Source organism: Affinundibacterium danionis (assembly GCF_042432465.1).
Lineage (GTDB): Bacteria > Pseudomonadota > Gammaproteobacteria > Burkholderiales > Burkholderiaceae_D > Undibacterium > Undibacterium danionis.
In genome coordinates, this window is sequence record NZ_JBHLXJ010000004.1 from 202882 (window position 1) to 227841 (window position 24960).

The following is a 24960-nucleotide window of genomic DNA, read 5'->3' on the forward strand; positions in this document are numbered from 1 at the left end:
ATGAACGCCAATGATGTCATCACATCGTATGTGAATGAAGTCGCATTACAATTGCCGCGCAAGCTGCGTAACGATGTGGCATTTGAATTACGCGCTTTGTTGCAGGAAGAATGTCAGGCCAAAGCCGATGAAACAGGCCGTCCACTTAACGCCGATATGGTGGTCGATGTTTTACATAGTTTCGGCCATCCGAATGAAATTGCTGCGCGATATCGCCCTGCGGTGACGATTATTGATCCCGCCGATGGGGGTAAATTTTTACGCTTAAGCATCATAGGCTTGGTACTGATCTGGAGTTTAGGACTGCTAGCTAATTTGAATCAGCCTATCGATTCAGGTACAGACCTCATTCGGGCACTCAGCTCATGGTGGGGAAAAACAGTTATTCCTTCCTTGTGGTGGCCAGGTGTTTTAGTCATCAACTTTGGGATTGCTTCGTGGGCACGCCAACGCTTTCCCATCAAGGCCACATGGAAACCACGTGCGCATGACAGAATTTTGGGTGGCCGAGTTGCGGTCGCTTTAGGGTTAACGGCCATGATGTGCGGCATCTATTTACTGATGAATCCAACGTGGATTTTAGATGTCGTCTGGAGTGGCAAAGCGGCGCCTGCTGCCTATACAGCATTAACTTACACCGAGTCATTCTTACAGCGTCAGGCACCCTACTTGCTCACATTGGTCGCGCTAAACATTCCATTTTTCTTTGCTGTCATGATTCAAGGCCGCTGGACTCCTTTACTACGACGCATAGAAACAGGCTTAAGTCTGCTCACGTGTGCTGTGATGACTTGGACTATCCTTGATGGCGCTATCATGATGTCCCCCGCCAGCGATTCCACTGCCAAGTTTTTTATGGGATTGATTGTGGCGTTTTCGCTGGTGATGATGGGAGTGGAATTTTTGCGTCAGGTGAAACCCCGGCCCAATCAAAGTTTACAAGTCTAATAGTAGGCAGTCGTATTCGCCTTCTCCTCATTAAAGAAAAAGAAGAAGGCGGCTTTTACTTAACGACGCAACTGCGTAATATCCCGCACCGCGCCACGATCTGCCGAAGTCGCTAAGGCCGCATAAGCTTGTAAAGCCTGTGACACATAACGATCCCGATTGACTGGCTGCCATGCCAACGTACCTTTCGCTTCCATCGCAGCACGACGTGCAGCTAAAGTCTCGTCACTAATGTCCAAACGTATGCTGCGGTTTGGAATATCGATCAAGATTTGATCTCCCTCTTCCACCAAACCTATCGCGCCGCCTTCGGCCGCTTCGGGTGAGGCATGACCAATCACCAAACCCGACGAACCGCCAGAGAAACGACCATCAGTGAACAAAGCACAAGCTTTGCCTAAGCCTTTGGATTTAATATACGACGTTGGGTACAACATCTCTTGCATACCCGGCCCACCTTTCGGACCTTCGTAGCGAATAATCACGACATCGCCTTCATGCACGGTGTCGCCCAAAATTGCGGCGACCGCATCATCTTGGCTTTCAAACACACGCGCTTTGCCACTAAAAGTCAGAATACTCTCATCCACGCCAGCCGTCTTCACGATGCAACCTTTTTCTGCCAGATTGCCGTATAAAACTGCGAGACCACCGTCTTTAGAATAAGCATGTTCGTAATCACGGATGCAACCGTTAGCACGATCGGTATCCAAACTATCAAAGCGCTTATCTTGCGAGAACGCGGTTTGCGTTGGTACGCCACCCGGTGCAGCCATGAATAATTTTCTAACCGCTGCATCATCGCTGACCGCAATATCATTATGTGCAATCGCTTCGGCAAACGTCGGCGCGTGTATTGTTGGACGCGTGGTATCAAATAAATTCGCACGCGCCAATTCGCCCAGAATAGCGATGATGCCACCGGCGCGATGCACGTCTTCAATATGATATTTATCAGTCATAGGCGCGACCTTGCACAGACAGGGTACTTTGCGTGAGATACGATCAATGTCAGCCATTTTGAAATCCACACCAGCTTCATTCGCCGCCGCCAATAAATGCAATACTGTATTAGTTGAGCCGCCCATAGATACATCGAGTGCCATGGCATTTTCAAAAGTCGCTTTGTTGGCAATTGAACGAGGCAAGATTGAATAATCATCTTGTTCGTAATGGCGCTTCGCCAAATCCACAATCAAACGACCCGCACGCAAAAATAACTCTTTACGATCTGCATGCGTCGCTAAGATCGTGCCATTACCGGGCAACGCCAAACCCAAGGCTTCCATCAAACAGTTCATCGAGTTAGCTGTGAACATGCCAGAACAAGAGCCACAAGTTGGGCAAGCAGAACGCTCGATACGACCAATTTCCTCATCGCTAACTTTACTATCACCCGCTTTAATCATGGCATCGACCAGATCAATTTTCATGATCTTTTGCTCGCCAGTCTGTTTCGGATGCAAAGTTTCTAGCACCTTACCTGCTTCCATCGGACCACCAGAAACAAACACCACAGGAATATTCAGGCGCATGGCGGCCATCAACATGCCCGGCGTGATTTTGTCGCAATTAGAAATACACACCATGGCATCGGCACAATGCGCATTCACCATGTATTCGACAGAATCAGCGATCAACTCACGCGAAGGCAATGAATACAACATGCCGCCATGTCCCATCGCAATACCGTCATCCACCGCGATCGTATTAAATTCTTTCGCCACGCCGCCAGCCGCTTCGATTTCACGCGCCACCATTTGACCTAAATCTTTGAGATGCACATGACCGGGGACAAACTGGGTGAAGGAGTTAACTACGGCGACAATCGGTTTTTCAAAGTCACCATCTTTCATACCGGTAGCACGCCATAAAGCGCGGGCGCCCGCCATATTGCGGCCATGAGTTGTAGTGCGAGAACGATATACGGGCATGAAATCACCTCAAAAATAAATATAGAAAATCAAAATGCAAGAGTGACGTATCGCTTTTCATATGTCAAATAGTTAAAAACATAAAAATTAGGTCGAAATACATATATATAACCATATAAAAATTTCTTTTTCACAATAATTCACTAAAACAATTGGCCAAAGAATAATGTAAAGAAATTTTTTAATTGCATGAAAAAATTTAATTATTTACGTGTAATCAAGCGCTAATTGACAGTTAAAAGTAATAAAAATCACCCAATTTGAACCTAATTTAGCGTGGCACAAGATTTGCAATGCCTGTTCACAAGCCGTTCATTCCTTGATGTAAGTCAAACTCAAACCGAATGATTGGTGATCGATAGAAAGAAATATAGGGATATTGGGATACCTGGTTTTCAGTCGATAAATGCAATTGCTCAGGTCGCTGCGACCACAGCAGCCGCAGCAAGCACTGCACAGCAACTTCTGAATTTTTCAAAAAATGGAGGAATGCAATGAACTGCTTCAACACCAACGCACGACGTAATTTCACTTTTTCAAAATGTGTAGCGACTTTATCGGTCGCTTTCGTCACATTCGCGCCAAATTTCATCAACACAGCGCAAGCGCAAACTGTGTTGCCACAAGATGCCAAAGCCTTGTGCCCGATACCCGCACAAAATTTCAAAGCTTGGTTTGGTGGCAATGTCACCATCAACGGAGCTGTTAATCCAGCCAACAGTATTACTTTCCCCAACGGCGGTGATTGCGATTTTTATGCATGGTCAGAACAAATGTTCTTGTGGCTGACATCGCCTGCGCCAAAAACTTATGGTGGCGGCGGTTTTGTATTTAGTTCGCCTGTGTTTTATAACGTCTCAGGTGCAGATGCGAACGGTAAAAGAACTTACACGCAAAATCAGCCGAACGCACCATTACCCTTATTAAATGTTCGTAGCGCACAAGCCGGTCCGAATGGTCTGCAACGTGTGATGGATGTTAAAGGCCGCTCCTTTGAAATTTTGCCCGCACCGATTGCAGAAAGCGGCAAATCCTTAGTGCAAAACAAAGCGGGAAAACCCGTTGAAGTCGCCAGAATCGAAGCGGTTGCGGGTAAAAAACCTGTTTTCTTCGACGCCAACGACAAGAAAATTGAGTTACCAACGACGCCTTTGCTCAACACCAAATTAGCGGAAAAAGTAGCACCGCGTCTCGCTAAACTAGATGCTCAAACTGCGAAAAATATGGTGCAAGGCTTCCGTAATAGCGTGACGGGTAAAGTCGTATTTGTCGATGCCAGTGGTAATGCGATTGAACCTACACAAGGTCAGGCTGGTACGTCCGGCGTTCTGATTGGACAAAACCAATCCTTGGTGTACTACGCGACCATGGTGAATGACGTATTTGCTTACTTCCAAACAGGCATCGCCAATGGCAGCATTCCTAATTCGCATAACATCTCGCCACCAGGGACTTTCCCAACCGCTTTATTCCCGACGACACAGGCTGATTTAGATCCTATCGTTGCCTATGCCGCGACCAAGGGCGTCACTTTCCCAGACAAAGAAGCTTTGGCGATGGAAGTTAAAACCTCATGGATAGATGTCACGGGTATTGATGCATTTGGGTTTAAAGCCGCTGACTACGTAACGGTAAAAACCACCGTGCCAGAATACGATAAATCCAATTCTCAAATGTGGATACCAACAGGCAAAAGCAAAGCTGTCACACTAGCCTTGGTCGGCATGCATGTCGTGGGTAGTGCGAAAGGCCATCCAGAAATGATTTGGGCAACTTTTGAACACATCACCAATGCGCCGAATGCAGCCTACACCTACACCAACAGCGCCAATAAAACAGTGACCGTACCGCAGAATAGCGGTGGCAAATGGTTATTCGCGGCACCAACGGCGACTACTTACAACGTCCAAAAAGCGAAATTTTGCGCTAAACAAGACACCGGAAATGACTGCCCAGCGCCCCAAACCAATTACATCGCAGCGCTGGTCGCCAGTGGCATTGCACCAAGCGATACCTTGCGCTTAAAAGCCTTTGGTTCTGGATCAGATGCTAGCAATGCGACACTGGAAAATACGGAAGTTATTTCCAGTAACAACAGCGTACGCACTCAATTGATTGCCGGTGATATCCGTGCTAACTACATCATGACTGGCTCGACTTGGACTATTGGTGGCAAAGTCATCACATCGACCAATCAAGTAGGTACCAATATCTTGGCAAACACCACGATGGAAACCTACGACCAGGGTATTGATAGTACCAAGAGCAATGGTAGCAATTGCTTCGCATGTCATCAAAACGGCTCACAACCAGTCGGACAGCCTGCGAACACATCCGTCAGTCATATTTTCAATAAGCTGATTCCTTTGTTCCCTAAAACTACTAGCACGACAAAACCGAAGTAAATCCCAAACAATCAATTTGGGAAGCAATGTAAAGCTGACTTTCGCAGAAGGTCATCAAGCAAATCGGGCGTCAATACCGTCAATCAGTGTGCGGTATTGACGCCTGCCTGAAGGCACTCTAAACGCGCAAAGTATGTTTAGAGCGATCATTCAATGCACTAGCTACGACGGGAACGACTAAGATGTCCAGCCATGTGATCAACCAAGAAGTAAGAGTAAAAGGCACAGTGCAAGGCGTAGGTTTTCGCCCCACGGTGTATCGACTTGCCTTGGAATGTCAGCTGCATGGTGAAGTCAGCAATGATTGCGACGGTGTGTTAATCCGCGTATCTGGTATGGATACCAAAATCAAAGAATTTTTAAATAGGTTAAGCGTCGAAGCGCCGCCATTGGCGAAGATAGACTCGATTACCCACGCGGTTATCGAACGTGCATGGGACTACCGTGACTTTAGCATACGCGGGTCCTCGCATAGTGCAGGTCGCACCGACATCGCAGCGGATGCCGCCTCCTGCCCACAATGCCTGCAAGAGATCAATGATCCGAATAATAGGCGCTATCTCTACCCGTTTACCAATTGCACGCATTGTGGCCCACGGCTCTCCATAGTCAACGCGATTCCTTATGATCGCTGCCACACCAGCATGCATGATTTCAAATTATGTGCGACATGCGCAGCCGAGTATCGTAATCCTTTAGATCGTCGCTTTCACGCACAACCTACCGCCTGCCATGAGTGTGGGCCTCGCCTATTTTTATCGCCAGATTCACCAGCAACGAGTATCGATTCTGCTATTAGCCCACTGAGTCTAATCCAAAGGACGCAATCCATTTTAGATGTTATTCAACAAGCTTTAGTGGAAGGAAAAATCATCGCGATTAAAGGCTTAGGCGGTTTTCACTTGTGCTGCGATGCCAGCAATCACGCCAGTGTAGAGCTGCTCAGACAGCGCAAACATCGTTATGCAAAACCATTAGCGTTGATGGCACAGGACATGAGCGTGGTACGGTCTTATTGTCAAGTTTCAGAACAAGAAGAACAACACTTACGTAGCCCAGCTGCGCCTATCGTTTTGCTCAATCGCCTAGTACAAGCTGATGCCAATTTTCCCGCCTTATCAAGCGCGATTGCACCGGGCAGTCATTTACTTGGTTTCATGTTGGCGTACACGCCCTTACATCATTTAATCTGCCAACGCTTCGGCAAAGCACTAGTTATGACCAGCGCCAATTTATCGGGCGAACCACAGATCACTGATAATGAAGAGGCATTAGAAAAGCTGCTAAGAATTCATAGCGCGAACAACGAGAGCGATACAACTGACACAGAAATTGCAGATCTGGTGCTGTATCACGACCGCCCTATCGCCAATCGTATTGACGATTCGGTAGTGCGTTGTCATGCATTTGGCGTCCAAGTATTGCGACGCGCACGTGGTTATGCGCCGCGTTCTATTGCCTTACATAGCAGCTTTCAAGAGGCTGATCAGATTCTCGCTTACGGTGCGGAATTAAAGTCCACCTTTTGCCTGATCAAACAAGGCAGCGCCATACTCTCGCAACATCAAGGTGATCTGGAAGACGTCAAAACCTGTGACGACTACGAAAAAAATCTCACGCTGTTCAAAAATCTATTTGAGTTTTCGCCCAAACATCTCGCCTGCGATTTACACCCTGAATATATCTCCACTAAGCTCGCTCAAGCCCAAGCGCAGAGCAAAAATTTACCACTACTTGGAGTGCAACACCATCACGCGCATATTGCCAGTGCCATGGCAGAAAACGGTTTATCACGTACTCACGCCAAGGCCTTGGGTATCGCTTTTGATGGACTAGGATATGGTGACAATGCTGAACTCTGGGGCGGTGAATTTTTGCTAGCTGATTTTTGTGAATCACATAGAGTAGCGCGTTTACAGCCAATCGCCTTAGTCGGTGCAGCACAAGCCATGTTGCAACCCTGGCGTAATGCTTACGCACAGATACGTAATAGCATGACGTGGACGACGTTCCAGGAGCGTTATGGCACGACCAAGATCGCAGAATTTTTTGAACAGCAATCGTTAGCCACTATCGATCGTATGCTACAAGCGCAAGTCAATTGCCCTTTAGCCAGCTCGGCTGGGCGCCTATTTGACGCCGTCGCTGCCGCACTCGATATCCATCCGGACAAAGTGCAGTTTGAAGGACAGGCTGCGATTACTTTAGAGAGTCTGGTCGATCAAAATTATCTTGCTCAACTGCTGCGAGCTAAATCCACAGAACCATGCTATCAAATTGAAGTTCTGAACAATCCCATTACGCAATTGTACGAGCTCAATCCAGCAGCTATGTGGCCTGCACTACTGGACGATTTAAATCTACAACAAAGTCAGAGCAAAATCGCCACCCGCTTTCACGCCGCACTAATTCAAGCGGTACTGAAGACAGTCGATTTATTACGCACGCAACACCGATTTAACGAAGTCGTACTGTCTGGCGGTTGTATGCAAAACGAAGTTTTATCCACTGCCTTACAAAGCGCCATACAAGAACGTGGACTGGTTTGTATTACCCATCATTTAGTACCCGCCAATGACGGTGGTATAGCGCTAGGGCAAGCCGCTATTGCCGCAGCCAGAATCGCGAAAAATGCACTTTCCACTGAAATCAACTAAAAAATAGCGACAAAAATTTTCAAGCAAATAATCAACCCAAATAGGAAATGCTATGTGCTTAGGAATCCCAGGAAAAATCGTCAGCATCACTGACGCAGAACAACAGCTAGCCATGGTCGATGTGGGTGGCATACAAAGAGCCGTCAATCTCAGTTGCATTGCTTCGGACGGTAACGATCTGTCTCAACACCTCAATAGCTGGGTGTTAGTCCACGTCGGCTTTGCCATGAGTGTCATCTCCGAAGCAGAAGCGCAATCAACGCTAGCGATCTTGCATGAATTAGGGCAAATGCAAGAAGAGATGTTAGCGATGCAGGAAGGAGAATCGTAATGAGTGCGGTCAATAACGATGTGCATCTGCAAGCACTTTATCCTTTTCTCACTGAGAGCAAAGTCGATCATGTTGATATGAATGTAGCCTTACTCAATTCGGTAGAACAAAAGATGCAGCAACACCAAAACGTCATTCAAGATTTTTTCGAAAAAAATACCCAACAAGTTGTCGATTGCGCCAAGGCGATTGCTGACATGTATAAGCAAGAAGGCCAGCTTTTCACTATGGGTAATGGCGGCTCTAGTTCGGACGCCTCGCACATCGCTGTAGAGTTTTTGCATCCAGTCACGACGGGACGCCCTGCCCTGCCCGCTTACGATTTGAGCTGTGACAAAACTGTGATGACGGCGATTGCTAACGATGTCGGCTATCAACATGTGTATGCGCGCCAAGTCGCTAATTTATTAAAGAAAAAAGATGCCTTGATAGGCATTTCGACCAGCGGCAACTCCGACAACCTACTCCGTGCATTTGCACAAGCAAAAAAGATAGGTGCGACCACCATAGGATTGGTCGGCGGGAATGGCGGAGAAATGGCCAAGAGCGGTTTAGATCATTGCCTGATCGTTGAATCCGACAGCATCCATCGCACCCAAGAATGCCATGTCGCCATCTATCACGTGTTATGGGATTTAGTGCATACCTTGTTGGCGAGCGAACGCGGTGGACTGAATAAAAGACCATCCTAAAGTAAAACTGAGCGGAGGAAATGAATAATGAAATACGTCGATGAATTTCGTGATCCTGAAATGGCCAAGGTCTTACTCAAAGAAATTTCTAAAATTTCAGATAGCTTGGCTAAAGATTTAAAACGTCCCGTCTACATCATGGAAGTTTGTGGTGGACACACGCATTCCATTTTCCGATATGGTATAGAAAATATGCTGCCAGATAGTTTGGAATTAATTCACGGCCCGGGTTGCCCAGTCTGCGTTTTACCTATGGGTAGAGTCGATGATTGCGTTGCCATCGCCGAACAAGAAAACGTCATCATGACGACCTTTGGTGATGCGATGCGGGTGCCTGGTTCTAAGCGTAGTCTATTACAAGCGAAGGCCTTAGGTGCCGATGTACGCATGGTTTATTCGCCGCTAGATGCTTTAACGATTGCCAAGAAGAATCCAGATAAAGAAGTGGTATTTTTTGGACTCGGATTTGAAACCACCATGCCTAGCACGGCACTAACGGTACTAAAAGCCGAAGCCGATGGCATTAAAAATTTCTCCTTATTTTGTAATCACATCACGATTATTCCTACCATCAAGGCAGTCCTTGACTCGCCGGATTTACAACTCGATGGTTTCCTTGGCCCGGGACATGTCAGCATGGTGATCGGCAATCAACCGTATAACTTTATTGCTGAACATTACCAACGTCCGGTCGTAGTCGCGGGTTTTGAACCGCTCGATATTTTGCAATCGCTGTGGATGGTCTTAAAACAATTAAGCCTAGGCGAAGCAAAAATAGAAAACCAATACAACCGCGTCGTCCCAGAGCGCGGCAACAAAATGGCCTTGACGGCGATCAGTCGTGTCTTTGAATTACGCCAATTTTTCGAATGGCGCGGCCTAGGTTCTATCGACAATTCTGGCGTGCAGCTAAACGCCCAATATGCTGGCTACGATGCCGAGAAAAAATTTGTCACACCTTCCGTCGTGATTGCTGATCCTAAATCCTGTCAATGCGGTGAAGTCTTAAAAGGCGCCATTAAACCTTGGCAATGCAAAGTCTATGGCAAAGCCTGCACACCAGAGACACCACTTGGGGCGTTAATGGTCTCAAGCGAAGGTGCTTGCGCCGCCTACTTCCAATATGGCGGTGCCCGTATTGAAAATATGCAAGCCAAACAATCACAGCAGTCACATCAGCCACAACAAACACCACCCATCATTCCAATTCATCCTGTCATCGAGGAGACCAGTTTATGAATGTGTTAGATAAAAATCTGCAAGTGGCCAGCGATGCCGAAGCACCGATCGCCAGTACCCGCCTACGTCAGGGAAAGCTAGTGAGTTCTGTCATTACGCTAGCGCATGGAGGTGGTGGCAAAGCCATGCGCGATCTGATTGACGACGTCTTCATTAATGCTTTTAGTAATAGCAGTCTCAACACCTTAGAAGATCAGGCTCGCTTTCAACTCAGTGATCTCGCGCAATATGGTGACCGTTTGGCGATGACGACAGATTCTTATGTGATTGATCCTATCTTTTTCCCAGGTGGCGATATCGGCAAATTAGCAATCTGCGGCACCGTCAATGATCTGGCAGTCGGCGGCGCAAAACCGCTGTACCTGACCTGCGCCATGATCATCGAAGAAGGCATGCAAGTATCGACCTTAAAGCAAATCGTTCAATCGATGGCGGACACTGCCAAAGCGGCGGGCGTGTTGATTGTCACGGGTGATACCAAGGTGGTCGAACGCGGTAGTTGCGACAAAATTTTTATCAATACCGCAGGCATAGGCGTCATCAAAAAAGACTATCAACTTGGCGTACACAAAGCGCAAGCGCATGATCGTATTTTGGTCAATGGCTACCTCGGCGACCATGGCGCGGCGATTTTAAATGCACGCGGCGATATGCATTTGAGTAGTCCCATAGAAAGCGATTGTGCGCCCCTACACGAGTTGATTGAAGTGCTGTTAAATGCCGCACCCAATACCCGCTTCATCCGCGACGCAACCCGTGGTGGCATCGCCTCGGTAATCAATGAAATCGCCGACGCCTCCAAATGCGGCATAGAAATACAAGAAACCGCAACCCCGATACGCAATGAAGTCAAAGGCTTCTGCGAAATCCTAGGACTCGATCCCTTGTATCTCGCCAACGAAGGTAAGTTGGTAGCCGTCGTCCCAGCAGCTGAAACCGCCGCTGCCCTCGCCGCCATGCGAGCCCATCCTTTAGGCAGAGATGCCGCCGACATCGGTTATGTATTAGAAGATGGACGAGCAGGACGCGTGCAGATGCAAACCAGCTTTGGTGGTAAGCGGATTGTGGATATGTTGGTGGGAGAACAGTTGCCTAGGATTTGTTAGGGATTCTTATTGCAGACCAAAGTACCCGGCCATCCAAGCGGGACAAAGTTAAGATAAAGCTGATTCAGCCTTAGAAAAATCTTTATCCCTATTAGCGTTTGAGATTCGTTTTTTTCGCATGTGACACTGCCAATTGTGCTTTACAGAAAATGGAAAAAAGAAAGCATTGCTGTTTGAGCGCAGCGAGTTTCAACGCTTTCCCATTTTTTGTATTGCACAATTGGGAACCCGAAGGGCAGTGGCGCCTGCGTCGCCTTTTTTGGGTTACCTTTTTTGGCGAAGCAAAAAAGGTAACTGGCTGTCGGGCCACACCCGACCAGAGGTCGGATTAATTGACAGAGGCAACTCATGCGTGACGATACATCTAAGATGTTTAACAGTTTGGCTCATTAGAATACCAATGCGTCATCATACTTAGTACCTCGTCTCTTTCTCCCTTTTTTTAAAAATTTCAATCTAGGATCATCATGCAAACATTTTCCTCCAGCGAATACACACCAACCCAAGGTCTTTTAATTCGCATTGTCGACAATAACAAAGTCCTCACCTTGGACTATCAAGAAGCCACCGCTCAGCATCAGCGTTCTTTGTGGTGGGGTACCGCGGTCGGTTATCGCGCTATGCAAATGGCAGCACTTGCTTTATCGCCCAAATATCTCTGGCGTCGCGATCATTTAGTCGTAGTCAGTGCACACCCAGGTCCAGGCGTGCTCGATTCTTTAAACTATGTCACGCATTGCGCCGACAAAGGCACGTTAACCGTCATGGAAAATGATAATTGCGTGAGTCGCTGCAATAGTCAGATGAAGTTTGAGTGGTGGGTCAGTGATGGTGAAAAAACAGCGCACGTCATGCTCAACGAAGATTTTGTTCCCATTGAGTTTTATCAGCTAATTGACCGTCGCGTGTATAGCGAAACTAAAGCAGACGATGACAAGCTATTTGAACTCTATAAAGTCAATCTCTCGTCACGTATCTGGGTTGCGCCTTTGGAAGAAAACTTTACGGTAGAAATCTTACCGCCGCTGGCAAAAGGTGAAATCCCTAGCAATCATGTCTGGAACAAAGCTTTAGCATAATGATGAATCAGTCAGCGAATATTGAAAATAGACTGTGGTTTCTTGAAGAAATCCACAGTCGTGATTTGCCGTTGACTCAAGATTTATATCGTCTCTATCCGGGGATGAAATTTGGCTTGCTAGAGCATATCGACTTTTTCAGTGCAAGATTGACGGTCAAACTGTTAAAGATACTAAATGATCGTGACGCCTCCATAAAAAATAATTGGCAAAACTGGATCATCACCGCTCCCGCTTTTTATCACCTACCTGCGGCTGCCAATTTACTAGCGAAAAATATTCAGTACCGACTACAACAACTAGGTTGTGATATTCGCTTGATCTTTCCTAAGCTATCCCAAGAGTCTAATTTAGTCGGCGATAATCGAGCCTTCGTCATGTCCAATGATTACAGCAAGCACAGTCGCGAACTACGTTACGCTCATCGTCTGCAAAATTACCAGATACACGATGAGATAAATCTGCAGGCGCAATTTCATCAGCAGCACGTGATCGTTATCAATGACATTTATGTGACAGGCGTTCAACAAATGATCATGCAACAATTGTTCCATCGCTGGCAAATTGCGTCTTGTAATTGGTTATATATCTTCAAAGTCGAAGAACATCTAGCGCAGCAATATCCCGAAATCGAGCATCAACTCAACACCAGTCAATACCGAGATTTAGCAAGTTATGCCGCACTGTTCAATCAAAAAGAATTACATTTTACTAGACGTTGTATCGCTCACTTACTAGAAAAAGATTTGAACGATTTCAACTATGTGATCACTCAATTACATCCAGAAATTCTAGAAAAAATCCAGAATAACATCAGCAAAGAATGGCCAGAATACCGAGCATTATTCGCTGAAAAATTAGCAGCCATGAACGCGCTCAAACATGACATCAATAGAGGCAGCTGTAGCGACAACAACAATGACAAAGACTGTGCCAAAAAAATTAGTACAGTATAAAAGGAGCAACCCATGTACGACATCAATTACAAAATAGCGCTGGTCGATCTCAATGTCATTCGGGTACCACATTACCAAATTCCCGTGGATCAAAGCTCACCTCTATTTAATGAGCCGCTGGTCAATTTGAAAGATTATGAACTCCCTTTTTTATCGTGGCATGCGATCACCGATGGCAGCAATGCGCCCTATCACAAGGCAGTGCGCGGCAGCCGACAAGAAGGTTGGCTGCGCAAAACGATCGCCGAAAAACTGCAAAGAGCCAACCAGCTTTTGCATCGATTTGATGCTGAGTTACTGATACTCGACGCCTATCGTTCCTTGGATTGTCAACAAGGATTGTGGGAATATTTTTATAACCGTGGTCGCAGCGAAAATCCCAGTGGTAACGATGCCGCGTGGACGGCATACGCACTCGGCTATGTGCGAGACCCACGTCATTTCGACCCGCTTGATGCACGCACTTTTCCTATTCACATCACGGGTGCATCGATTGATACAACTCTACGTCGTCGTAGCACCGGACAAATCATGAATATGGGCTCAGCGTTTGAAGAAATTGCCGACGTCAGTTCTACCGATTATTTTGAACGTCAATTACTGCAAGGTTTAATTAGCGAGGACGATGAACGCTTGTGGAATCGGCGCTTGTTGGAATGGGCGCTGAGTAGCGAAGATTTCTTAAATGATCCTATTTATTTTTGGCATCACGACTGGGGCAACCAACTTTGGATCAAAGTCAAAAATGCTTTACATGGCAATGCGCCAGCAGCAGCGTGGTACGGACATATGCCCTCGCCTGCGTGGACAGTGGCAGAAAATTGAATGAGTCCGTGATATATCCCCTCTCCCGCGAGCGGGGGAGGGTTAGGGTGAGGGAAGTTCAGAAGTCGCACTATTTGTTATACGAATAGCACCCAAGTTCAATAAGGCTCTGCTTTTTCAATATCATTACTAGAGCTGAACCACCCTCATCCCCAACCCTTCTCCCGCTTGCGGGAGAAGGGAGTCCCCCCCCGATTTGGTCGATACAACCTAAGTGAATAATAATGAAACCAGAACGCGAATTAATGCACACAGCTTCGTCAAGCACCACCCCTGATCATGTAGGCATCAGCACAGCATTAATGCAATTGATGCGTCAACATAATCAAGAAGCGCTACAACAAGCACAAAACAGCGATCCCTTCAGTCGTATCGAGGGCGCGCTCGCCGTGCATTGCGAGGTTGATTTGCAACAGCGTGCGGTCGTAGAAAGCGCTGCGATGGCAACCCCATTTAAAGGATACGAAGCGCTATTGCCGGGACGCGATCTACAGCAAGTGGGTAGAGTCAGTGCGACCGCCTCCGGCATCTGCGGCGGTGTACACGCCACCGCATCTGCACTTTGTCTAGAAATGGCCTTAGGGCTTAGACCGCCACCACTAGGTATTGTGGTGCGTAATCTATTACTGAGCTGCCAATACCTGAACGATAATTGCATGCACTTATTTGTGTTAGCTGGACCGGACTATTCACAAGCCGTGATAGAAAAAAGCAATCCCGAAATCTGGTCTCGGGCACAAAGCAGTCGCTGTCGCTTTGCTGACATTCACGGTTATCAACAGCTCAGTGAACTCATGCTAGCGCTAAACAAAGGCCAAGGTGCTTTATATAAAGAAGCGCTAAAAATGGTGGCTATTGCGCGTCAAGCTTATGCACTGCTGGGCGGCAAATATCCGCATTCTGAATCCATAATTCCCGGCGGAGTTAGCCTGCAAGTCGATATCGCCCAGTTACAGTTATTTAAAACACTGTTATCAAGCTTTGCGAGTTATAGTCAAAAAGCCGCAGCGATCTGGGATGACGTCTTTGATTTTATGTTGAATGCCAATCCAAGCTACGAGAATCTGGGACGCGCCCATGCCAACATGCTCGATTTTGGGCAATGGGATCACCCTGATTATTATGATGCGACTTATGAGAATTGCGATATCTGGGGCGAACAACGTTGGTCAAGCCCTGGCGCCATCATCAATGGTGAATTACGCTGCACGCAATTAAGTGTATTGAATGCGGGTATGGAAGAATGTTTGGACTATTCCTATCGCGAAAGGCAGACGATAGCAACATCCGATATCATTCAATATGACCCCAATGGCAATCCGATTTCTATCGATCACCCATGGAATAAACGTCTCGCAACAACCCGTAATGTGCAAACTCAAAAGCAAACTAAGGAGCAAGCCTATAGTTGGGGCTCCAGCCTGACGTGGCAAGGCAATAGCTTCGAAGTCGGCGCTTACGCCCGACTCTACCTGAGTGCAATAGCGCAAAAAATACCCAACAATGCCTTCCTTACTTCCACCGGTAGCGGCTTAGAATTTTTACTGCCACATACTAGCTCAGGCGATATCAAGATGCAGTGGCAGATTCCAACAATCTGGAATGCCTTTGAACGCAACCGAGCACGTGCTTACTCTCTAGCTTTTAACTTAGCCGTCACTTTAGAAAATATAGTCATCGCGGAACAGCTAATTCAATCGGGGCAAACACAAACGCATGTCGCCATCAACCGTCAACAGATGGGCACGCGATTGGGCGTAGGATTATGGGGCGCAAGCCGCGGTTTCCTCGCACATTGGGCGGTGATTAAAGATCAGGTGATTGATAATTACCAAATCGCGATTCCTTCAAGAATCAACGTCGCAACCCGCAACCAACATCAGAACATGGGGCCTTTAGAACAAGCCTTACTAAACACCCCCATTTTGGAGACGGGCTTCAAAAATCTAGCGGATTTTCGAGGCATAGACTTACAAAGAACCATACAAAGTTTTGACCCATGCATGAGCTGCCATGCGCAGATTTTACTGAAAGATAATGGCTTAGTTATCCGGCAGGAAATCGATACGAATTTTCCCGCTTTACCGATTACCGGATCATCATCACCATGACGCAATAAGTTGGTATCTGAGGCTATAGATCAAACCCGCGATTTGCACATGCACGCTGAGGTGAATGAGTAAATATGCGTAGCTAAAGCAAAGTCCGGCAATAGCGTAGATAATACGGGCTCTATCTATGTATGAACTGCTATGCGTCAGCCACTCTCACTCAGCACCATCACATTGCTCACCATCCCGCCCATGCTATGGGCCGCAAATGCCATCGTCGGACGCTTGATTTATCACGATATCCCGCCCGTAACTTTAAATTTTCTACGTTGGCTGCTCGCATTCTTAATACTACTACCGTTTGCCTATCCGATTTTTAAAACAGGCAGCAGTCTTTGGCAGGATGCCAAGCAATATGCCATCTTGGGTTTATTAGGTATTGGTGTTTACAACGCTCTGCAATATGCGGCTTTGCAAAGTTCTGGCCCCATTAATGTCACCTTAGTGGCGTCGGGTATGCCAGTGTGGATGATGCTGATCGGCTACTTGTTCTTCGGCGCCAAAATACGCCTACTGCAAATCGCTGGCGCGGTATTGTCCATCATTGGTGTTCTGCTTGTGCTAAGTCGTGGCAAAATCGATCACCTGCTTGATTTACATTTAGTGTCAGGTGACCTACTCATGATCGCCGCTACGATTGCTTGGTCGTTCTATAGCTGGTTGCTCACGGATCAAAACCAATATCAGGAATTGCGGACTCGCTGGACATTTTTTCTGCTGGCACAAATTAGCTTTGGGGTAATTTGGTCAGGGCTATTTGCCGCTGGAGAATGGGCGCTCATCGACTACCATATTCAATGGAGCTGGCAATTACTCGCTGCAATTATATTCGTTGCCATCGGTCCCGCCTTGATCGCGTTTCGCTGTTGGGGTGCTGGCGTACAAAAAGCAGGTCCCAATGTGGCAGGATTTTTCGTCAATCTCACCCCATTGTTCACCACAATTTTATCGGCCGCCATTTTGGGAGAGTTACCCGATTGGTACCACGGCCTTGCTTTCTTACTTATCATCGCAGGCATCGTCATTTCGTCTCAACAAAAAGTTTAGTGTTAGGATGAGCGCTTACGAAAAAGCTCAAATAGAATCAGCCCCCCCTGTCTTAGCAACCAAGGAAACATATGAACATCAGCCTAGAAAGTAAAGCCCAAGCACGATTAGCACAAACGCTGCAGATGGATAATCATCAACTGACTACAGATGTCTCCATCGCCGAAGGTGGTGAGAATTTAGGACCTAGCCCACACGACCTCTACGATGCCGCACTAGCCTCCTGTAAAGCCCTAACCGTCATGTGGTTCGCCCGCAAAAAAAATATTCCTGTCACACACATCGATACGAGGATAGGACGCGATGATAGCGAAGAGCGCCAAGGAATCTACCGCTTAAGCACCAACTTAATTATTCATGGTGAAATCAGTGAGACTGAATTTGCTCAACTAAGTGCAGTCGCCGAAAAATGCCCAGTGCACAAATTAATGACTAGCGTCACCACCGAAATCACCACGAAAGTTGAGCGTGCAAAATGAGTACAACAAATGTTTTTGATCCTGCCAAAGTTCTCAAAGCCCACGGCAAAGATTTGGGCGGTGGCTTCGTCGTCAATCGTCTATTACCCTCGGCAAAAAGACAAGCAGTTGGCCCGTTTATCTTCTTCGATCATTTCGGTCCGGTGACCGTCAAGCCAGAAGACAACCACGATGTCCGCCCGCATCCCCACATAGGTTTAGCAACATTAACGTATTTGTTCGATGGCGTGATTATGCACAGAGATAATCTTGGCTATGCCCAACGCATAGAACCCGGTGCCATTAACTTAATGATCGCGGGCAAGGGCATCGTTCACTCGGAACGTAAACCCGAAGAGCAAAAAAATGACACCTACGTTAACCATGGATTGCAGTTGTGGATTGCCGTCCCCGAAGACAAAGAAAAAATCCCCGCCTCGTTTAGCCATACGCCTGCATCAGCAATTCCAGAAATCACGAATGGCAGTGCGACGATACGCGTCTTAGTCGGCAGCGCATTGGGTGCAGAATCACCAGTCCCCACGCTATCGCCAACACTCTATCTCGATATTCAGTTGCCACCGAATAGCCAATGGCAATTACCGGTGCTGGCAGACGAACAGGCAATCTACCCAATCGAAGGGGAAGTCTTCGTCGCTGGTGAAAAATTGGAATCACATACGATGTTGGTCATCGATCAAGAACAAACCATCAGCAACGCTGAGCATCCTTCACGTTTCGTATTAATTGGTGGTCAGTCTTTGGGGCATCGATTTATGTGGTGGAATTTTGTTGCTAGTCATAAGGAAGATATTGATGCTGCGGCCTTAGCTTGGGAGGCTGGCGATAGTGCTTTGGGGATGGGGCAAGTGCCGGGTGAGGTTGAACGGATTCCTTTGCCTAAGCGTTAGTTTCGCGTCGACAAATCTTCCTTCTTCAGCAAGCGGGAGAAGGGTCGTGGATGAGGGAGGTTCAGATTTGGTCAAATTACATACCATTTCTATTTGAATGGTTCGATGCTTTAGCACTTGATTTGGGATTTTTGTTGACTATGCTTTTTTTACTTGAAAAGCCTACGATATAAATGCTTACAAATAGACTATTTGGACTTTTTGAGAAATTTAAAACAATTCTTTTTGTCAATCTTCGAATATTTTTTATTCTGAAAAATTAAATCACGCTAGGTTTAGCACATGCGACTCTTATCAGCTATCTACGGCTTTGAAATCACTCGTCCTATTTCCTATGGTTCATGGCGCATCGAACCAATTATTGATTCTCCTGAACAAGCAAATACGCTTGCCCGAGATCCTGAAGCATATAATCTAACCGCAATAGTGGTTGGCGATACATTTCCAGAGAATGAGCGATTTAAACTTGAAGGCGTTCTTTGCTTCATTGAACACCTTGATGTCATTGTCTTCCCTGCGATTCAACTGATAGACGATGCGGAACCCGACGCATCAAAACTTCCACGTATATTACGACGACAACGACGCCACAGTGGAGTTGGTGCTGTTATAGCTAGAGACTTACTTTTTCACCAATCAAGAACCGATTTTCTCACTTTAGCAATGTCAAAACTTTCGGACGATGAATTTTGTAAATCGACAAAGTTCAACATACTTTTCTTTAAATGTATCGAAACATTCCGACAACGTAGTCCGTTTCTTGAAATTAGCTACTTTCTACTATTCTCTGGCCTAGAGTCTTTTGCGAGGGCAAGTCTCAACGATACAAAAACCAGAGATGCGGCTAAGCCAATCTACTCTCAACTTAGCTCTTATGGATTGAACGTCGTACTTGAGGATTTAAGCGATTTGCCCCGCTCCATTAGAACGTACGCACGTCTCAGAAACTCGCTGTTTCACAACAGCGAATTTCGCCATACAATTCACATTGGCAACTCTGAAATTCAACTTGATGCCACTACCTATTTCTTCCATCTCTCGATGTTAGTAAACCTCACTATATTAAAAGCCGTTGGTTTTGATGACGGTCACACCAATTGGGAAGCATGGCTTGATCGCCAAATGCATTACTAAACAAGCTCTTTAGAAAAGGTGCAACCAAGTCGACAAATTTTTAAATTACATATATCAAATTTACTTCAACAGATGAACACTATGCAAACATCACTTCGTTAGCCTGCAACGCAGATTGCACCTGTTCTACGTGATTACCTACAACTCACGAAAGAACTAAGAAAATTCTTCATGGGACTCGATTTCAAGGCACCAAAAAAAAGTGACACTTCTGGTTGGCAAAAAGCTCAAGAGTTTATTGAGTCTGGAAAACTCTTTTACCGTGGAGTGCGAAGTGATGTTTAGCTTCGCAGGACGAGTGCCGCCTCACCGACAGACTCTTAAAATTACGTGTGGTAATTTTACTTCGACAAACGAACACTTCACAAAAATCACTCCGTTAATCCATTGATCTATCTTCTAACGTGCTCAACGTTCACAAGTCGGGTGTGGCCCGACAGCCAATCACCTTTTTTGCTTCGCCAAAAAAGGTGATCCAAAAAAGGCGACCGTAGACTCGCCCTTCGGGTGCTTACGCTACGCTCCAGCATAATTTGTGCATCACAAAAAATGGGAAAGTGTTGAAACTCGCTTCGCTCAGACAACAACACTTTCTTATCCATTTTCTGTGAAGCACAAATTACATCGTCTCGAACGGGGGTAGGTCAAAGTCAAAAACAGAATCAAAAGCATAAACAAAGACCAACAACCACTATTAGAAAAATGCTCGGCGTTCGGTTCTGTTTGTTTTGGTGTTGGTGTTGCTTTTGACTTTCATCCACTTCTGACACTGCCAATTGTGCGGGGCAGAAAATGGATAAAGAAAGCCTTGTGTTTGAGCCGCAGGCGAGTTTCAAGGCTTTCCCATTTTTTGTCTTGCTCAATTGGGAAGCCGCAGGCCAGTGGCAGCGTAGTCGCCTTCTTTTGCTTACTTTTCTTGGCGAAGCAAGAAAAGTGAGTAGCTGTCGGTCTACCACCGACCTGTGAACGTCAAAACTAGCGATAGGCTCATTAATATGAAAGCAAGCCACCCAGGCTCGTTTGCGACGACAAACCGCATCAGCAACATTTTCAAAATGCTGAGATGCTAATTTGCGGCAAGGAAAATATTGGAGCGATAAATCGTTAAAATGAATTTACAGCGCGGGTTGCACCCGCCCTACATTTCTAGTCTAGATAAAGCGACTCAGGCTCACAACCCCAAAGGCCGCAACAATCCCTCTAAATCCTCCACATTAAACTTAGCAGAAAATGCCGCATCACTCCCCAGCACACCTTCTGCCAAAGCCGCTTTGCGCTCTTGCAATCCCAATATGCGCTCTTCTATACTGCCCTCGACCACCAGTTTATACACGAACACATTCTTATCCTGACCAATACGATGAGCGCGTGAAGTAGCTTGTTCTTCGACTGCGGGATTCCACCAAGGGTCCATGTGAATTACCGTATCAGCGGCAGTTAAATTCAAACCCACACCACCCGCTTTTAAACTAATTAACATGATAGGCGGTGCATGTTGATCCGCTTGATTTTGAAACTGCGCGACTACAGCACCACGTTGTGCTACAGGCGTCTTTCCAGTCAAACTCAGAAAACGTAAAGCCAATTTCTCAAGCTGCTCCGCAATCAAATCCAACATCTCGGTGAACTGTGAAAATATTAAGATACGTCGTCCTTCAGCAACCAAACTAGGCAACATATCACTCAACATGTCTAACTTAGCTCGTTCCATCGTCTCAGAGGTTTGCGCGCCCTTTAATAAATAAGGATCACAGCAAACCTGACGTAATTTTAAGAGCGCGTCGAGTATCGTAATCTGGCTACCAGAAAATCCTTTACGTTTTAAAATTTTTCTAATTTGCTCATCCGCCGCGACGCGCACACTCTCATACAATTCGCGCTGCTGTCCTTGCAATTGCAATCGTTTGATCACTTCAGTCTTGATGGGCAATTCATTCGCGACTTCATCTTTGCGTCGTCGTAAAATAAAGGGCCGCACGCGCTGCGCTAATAATTGTGCGCGTAGAGTTTCGCCATTGACCTCAATAGGATTACGCCACAGTCTTTTGAAACTGCGCATGTCGCCCAAAAATCCTGGCATCAAAAAATCAAACTGCGTCCATAATTCGCCTAGATTATTTTCTAGGGGCGTTCCGGTAATACACAATCGATGGCGAGCACGCAAACGGCGCACCGCATCGGCGCCGCGGCTAGAGGCATTTTTCACGGTTTGGGCTTCATCCAAAATGAGAAGATGGAATTCCTGTTTTTCTAGAATTCCAATATCACGCCACAGCAAAGGATATGTCGTCAATACGATATCAACCTGAATCATCTGCGAGAAATTCTCAGCACGTTGCGCGCCCTGTAATGCCAACATCCGCAAACTCGGTGCCATACGCCGCGTTTCCGCTTGCCAGTTAAACACCAACGAGGTTGGCAACACAATCAAAGCAGGTCTATCCAAACGCCCTGCTTGCTTCTCAATCAAAATATGCGCTAATGCTTGCGCTGTCTTCCCCAAGCCCATATCGTCCGCCAAAATGCCTGCAAGATGATGTTCACGTAAATACTGCAACCACGCGACACCATGCAATTGATAAGGTCGCAAAGTAATACCTAACTCGGCTGGTGCAACGACTGCCTTTAATTCACCCTCCATAGTTAGGCGCTGCGCTAATTCACGCAAACCCTGATCACCACGCAATTGCCAAGTCCCATGCACGCCCGCTCGTGCTTCCTGGCTATCGAGCAAAGACTGACGTAAGGCTTCAAGTCGATAAGCGTCCCAAGCTGACAAATGCAAAGGTCCGGCCAAACCATCTTGCAAGCGTTGCTCATCCGTCAGCAACTCCAACATATGCATGACAATGGCTTTTAAAGGCGCAGCCAAGGCATCAATGCGCTTGCCGCCGGGCGCACGCAATGGTATGACCGCCAGATCATCGATCGCTGCTACTTGTTTGGCATCCAACCAACGCGCATCACGCTGCAATAGATTCGCCAACATCGGCACCAGATCCACAATCTGTCCATCGATCTCCACACCTAGACTAAACAACCACGAACCTTCACGCGCGGGCAAACCCAAAGGCACAATAGTCGACGCATAACCATAACCATGCATGGGCGCCGCGACTTCTTTCCCTATCACTTCAGCACTAACGGGATCGAGTATCAAATGCCAAGCATCGACCGGCACGCTTTCATGTGCAAAGCCAGGACGCACGACCACTCGCCAACCGAGTGCCTGCAAACGCGGTAATTCTTCAGCCCAAAAATCCGCAAAAAATCCCTCTTGCTGCAAGCTCCACAAAGGCCCAAACAACAAAGCAGCATCCTCATTGCGCCATTGCAAACTATTTGCAGGCACCGGCTGTAGATTCAAATCCCATATCATATCGAGCGCATCGGCTTCTGCTCCAAGATCGCGCACCAATACAACCGGATGGCCGTCAGCATCTTCCATTAAATGCGTGGCATGTGGTCGGCGGTTTAATAAAGTCGTTGGCGCTGGCGTTGTCCAACTCAATCCCGTGTCTGTTGTATACAGCCAATCAATTTGAACCACGGTAACGCTACCGCCACGCGGACCGAATGTGCCTGTGGGTTTCATACCTAGTAAGCCGTCACCTCGGTGTAGAGTTTGTAGGGTGATCCGGGGTTGGAAGTGGGCGGATTGGGTTGTTGGGTGTGGCATTTTTTGGTGAGGTAAACTCTCGACTTGGGAAGAAGTGTACAAGATTCTTGGCCTTGAGTTTACACAATCAATACGGCATTGCTTAGTGTTCGGTGATCTGTTATTTTTGACTCAATTAGAAACCTTCAATGAAGCAAAAACAAAATGACCGACAAACTAAGCTATCAACGAATCCGAAACCGCATTTTAGAAATAATAGAGTGGATAATAGAGTCAGAGAAAACACCGCCAGAATTAGGATTTAATAACCTCATCAATCACTGGGATGATTGGACATACAACTCAAAACAAGCAAGCGACTTTCCTGCACCATTTTTTTCCGAAAGCGAAGGTCAACTGTTAGCAGCGCTTACCGACGCTATCAATATATTTTGCCAAATTACACTAACGGGGATAAAAAATGAGAATGAGGCCTTGCATTCGCCAGAATGGAAATCGGTTATCGTACTAGCGCGTCATACGCATGAAGAAATGATGAAACGCAGGAGATTTTCTGAAGATACTATTCTTGACTTTTAATAAGTTTATCCTAGATCAACTGTTCAGCAATTAGTTCAAGTATAGCGTGCGTTTCACATTTAAAAAAAAACAGCCCTTTTTATTTTTTTACTTTGATCTACTTTTTCGGATAATAAGAGTTCCCAGGTCGGGTGTGGCCCGACAGCCAAATACCTTTTTTGCTTCGTCAAAAAAGGTGATCCAAAAAAGACGACCGTAGAGTCTCCACTGCGCTGCTTGCAAGCAGCTTAGAGATCGATGGCGCAAAGCATGCTTTGCGAAACTCCATCAATCTCCCCTCGGGTGCTTACGCTACGCTTCAGCATAATTTATGCATCACAAAAAATGGGAAAGTGTTGAAACTCGCTCCCCTTGCTGGGCGCATCTTCGCTTGCAAGCGAAGACCGTACGCAGGCGATGTGCATGCACATCGAAACCCCTGCTTAACCTCAAACACAACACTTTCTTATCCATTTTCTGTGAGGCACAAATTACATTGTCTCAAACTGGGGTAGGTCAAAGGCAACGACAACACCAAAACAAGCAGTCTCGTCGAATACATATTTTTCTACTAGCTGCTGTAGGTCGTAGCGTTTGAGTTTTCTTTTGCGTAGTGAACTAAACTATCGGTAGGTTGGCGCTGAGCAAAGCGAAGCCCAACAACAGTTACGACGATCGAACAATGCTGGGCTTAGCAGCGCCAGCCTACGGGCTAGCCGTCATGGGTCGTTGCTTTTGAATTTGCTTTTGACCTTCAATTCACTTCTGACACTGCCAATTGTGCGGGACAGAAAATGGATTAAGAAAGTGTCGCTGTTTGAGCGTAGCGAGTTTCGACACTTTCCCATTTTTTGTCCTGCACAATTGGGAAGCCGAAGGCCAGTGGCAGCGTGGTCGCCTTCTTTTGCTTACTTTTCTTGGCGAAGCAAGAAAAGTGAGTAGCTGTCGGT

The 24960-nt window shown here is 46.6% G+C and carries 19 protein-coding genes; 17 read left to right on the forward strand and 2 right to left on the reverse strand.

Annotation, left to right across the window (positions count from 1 at the left end; translation table 11 throughout):
* On the forward strand, positions 1–948 hold the full coding sequence (locus ACFFJH_RS05020; RefSeq protein ID WP_390210540.1) for a hypothetical protein: 948 nt from the start codon (positions 1–3) through the stop codon (positions 946–948).
* A 59-nt stretch (positions 949–1007) separates the two neighbouring features.
* Here the strand turns inward: ACFFJH_RS05020 and ilvD are convergent, their stop codons facing one another.
* Positions 1008–2882, reverse strand: a complete 1875-nt coding sequence (gene ilvD, locus ACFFJH_RS05025; protein ID WP_390210542.1) for a dihydroxy-acid dehydratase — start codon at positions 2880–2882, stop codon at positions 1008–1010.
* 494 nt (positions 2883–3376) lie between these two features.
* Between ilvD and ACFFJH_RS05030 the strand changes: the two genes are divergently transcribed.
* The 15 genes from ACFFJH_RS05030 (at position 3377) to ACFFJH_RS05100 (ending at position 20799) form a co-directional block, all read left to right on the forward strand.
* Entirely contained in the window at positions 3377–5287 is a 1911-nt protein-coding gene (locus ACFFJH_RS05030) for a hypothetical protein (RefSeq protein ID WP_390210543.1), read from the forward strand.
* A gap of 182 nt (positions 5288–5469) precedes the next feature.
* A complete protein-coding gene (gene hypF, locus ACFFJH_RS05035; protein WP_390210544.1) occupies positions 5470–7944 on the forward strand; it encodes a carbamoyltransferase HypF in 2475 nt (824 codons plus the stop codon).
* A gap of 52 nt (positions 7945–7996) precedes the next feature.
* Entirely contained in the window at positions 7997–8275 is a 279-nt protein-coding gene (locus tag ACFFJH_RS05040; RefSeq protein ID WP_390210545.1) for a HypC/HybG/HupF family hydrogenase formation chaperone, read from the forward strand.
* Positions 8275–8967, forward strand: a complete 693-nt coding sequence (locus tag ACFFJH_RS05045; protein ID WP_390210546.1) for a D-sedoheptulose-7-phosphate isomerase — start codon at positions 8275–8277, stop codon at positions 8965–8967. The genes ACFFJH_RS05040 and ACFFJH_RS05045 overlap by 1 nt, the downstream gene beginning before the upstream one ends.
* A gap of 27 nt (positions 8968–8994) precedes the next feature.
* Complete coding sequence (hypD, locus tag ACFFJH_RS05050) at positions 8995–10206, forward strand: hydrogenase formation protein HypD (RefSeq protein ID WP_390210548.1); 1212 nt, start codon at positions 8995–8997, stop codon at positions 10204–10206.
* Positions 10203–11312: a hydrogenase expression/formation protein HypE gene (gene hypE, locus ACFFJH_RS05055; protein ID WP_390210550.1), complete on the forward strand. Its 1110-nt coding sequence runs from the start codon at positions 10203–10205 to the stop codon at positions 11310–11312. The genes hypD and hypE overlap by 4 nt, the downstream gene beginning before the upstream one ends.
* Positions 11313–11779: 467 nt before the next feature.
* Positions 11780–12391 carry a hypothetical protein gene (locus ACFFJH_RS05060; protein WP_390210552.1) on the forward strand — a complete coding sequence of 204 codons (612 nt, stop codon included), beginning with the start codon at positions 11780–11782 and terminating at the stop codon, positions 12389–12391.
* Complete coding sequence (locus ACFFJH_RS05065; protein WP_390210553.1) at positions 12391–13347, forward strand: phosphoribosyltransferase family protein; 957 nt, start codon at positions 12391–12393, stop codon at positions 13345–13347. Before ACFFJH_RS05060 ends, ACFFJH_RS05065 begins: the two co-directional genes overlap by 1 nt.
* A gap of 12 nt (positions 13348–13359) precedes the next feature.
* On the forward strand, positions 13360–14172 hold the full coding sequence (locus ACFFJH_RS05070; protein WP_390210554.1) for a M15 family metallopeptidase: 813 nt from the start codon (positions 13360–13362) through the stop codon (positions 14170–14172).
* Positions 14173–14396: 224 nt separating this feature from the next.
* The gene (locus ACFFJH_RS05075) at positions 14397–16283 is read left to right on the forward strand and encodes a nickel-dependent hydrogenase large subunit (protein WP_390210555.1); all 1887 of its coding nucleotides are present in this window, start codon (positions 14397–14399) and stop codon (positions 16281–16283) included.
* A 141-nt stretch (positions 16284–16424) separates the two neighbouring features.
* A complete protein-coding gene (locus ACFFJH_RS05080; RefSeq protein WP_390210557.1) occupies positions 16425–17330 on the forward strand; it encodes a DMT family transporter in 906 nt (301 codons plus the stop codon).
* A gap of 71 nt (positions 17331–17401) precedes the next feature.
* Positions 17402–17809: an OsmC family protein gene (locus ACFFJH_RS05085; RefSeq protein WP_390210558.1), complete on the forward strand. Its 408-nt coding sequence runs from the start codon at positions 17402–17404 to the stop codon at positions 17807–17809.
* Positions 17806–18699: a pirin family protein gene (locus ACFFJH_RS05090; RefSeq protein WP_390210560.1), complete on the forward strand. Its 894-nt coding sequence runs from the start codon at positions 17806–17808 to the stop codon at positions 18697–18699. The genes ACFFJH_RS05085 and ACFFJH_RS05090 overlap by 4 nt, the downstream gene beginning before the upstream one ends.
* Before the next feature lie 282 nt (positions 18700–18981).
* A complete protein-coding gene (locus tag ACFFJH_RS05095) occupies positions 18982–19833 on the forward strand; it encodes a hypothetical protein (RefSeq protein ID WP_390210561.1) in 852 nt (283 codons plus the stop codon).
* A 792-nt stretch (positions 19834–20625) separates the two neighbouring features.
* Positions 20626–20799, forward strand: a complete 174-nt coding sequence (locus ACFFJH_RS05100) for a hypothetical protein (RefSeq protein ID WP_390210563.1) — start codon at positions 20626–20628, stop codon at positions 20797–20799.
* A 205-nt stretch (positions 20800–21004) separates the two neighbouring features.
* On the opposite strand, the gene ACFFJH_RS05105 is transcribed toward ACFFJH_RS05100, so the two are convergent.
* Positions 21005–23512, reverse strand: a complete 2508-nt coding sequence (locus ACFFJH_RS05105) for a DEAD/DEAH box helicase (RefSeq protein WP_390210603.1) — start codon at positions 23510–23512, stop codon at positions 21005–21007.
* 144 nt (positions 23513–23656) lie between these two features.
* Here ACFFJH_RS05105 and ACFFJH_RS05110 point away from each other — a divergent pair, with 144 nt between their 5' ends.
* Complete coding sequence (locus ACFFJH_RS05110) at positions 23657–24031, forward strand: hypothetical protein (RefSeq protein WP_390210565.1); 375 nt, start codon at positions 23657–23659, stop codon at positions 24029–24031.
* Positions 24032–24960: the final 929 nt, after the last annotated feature.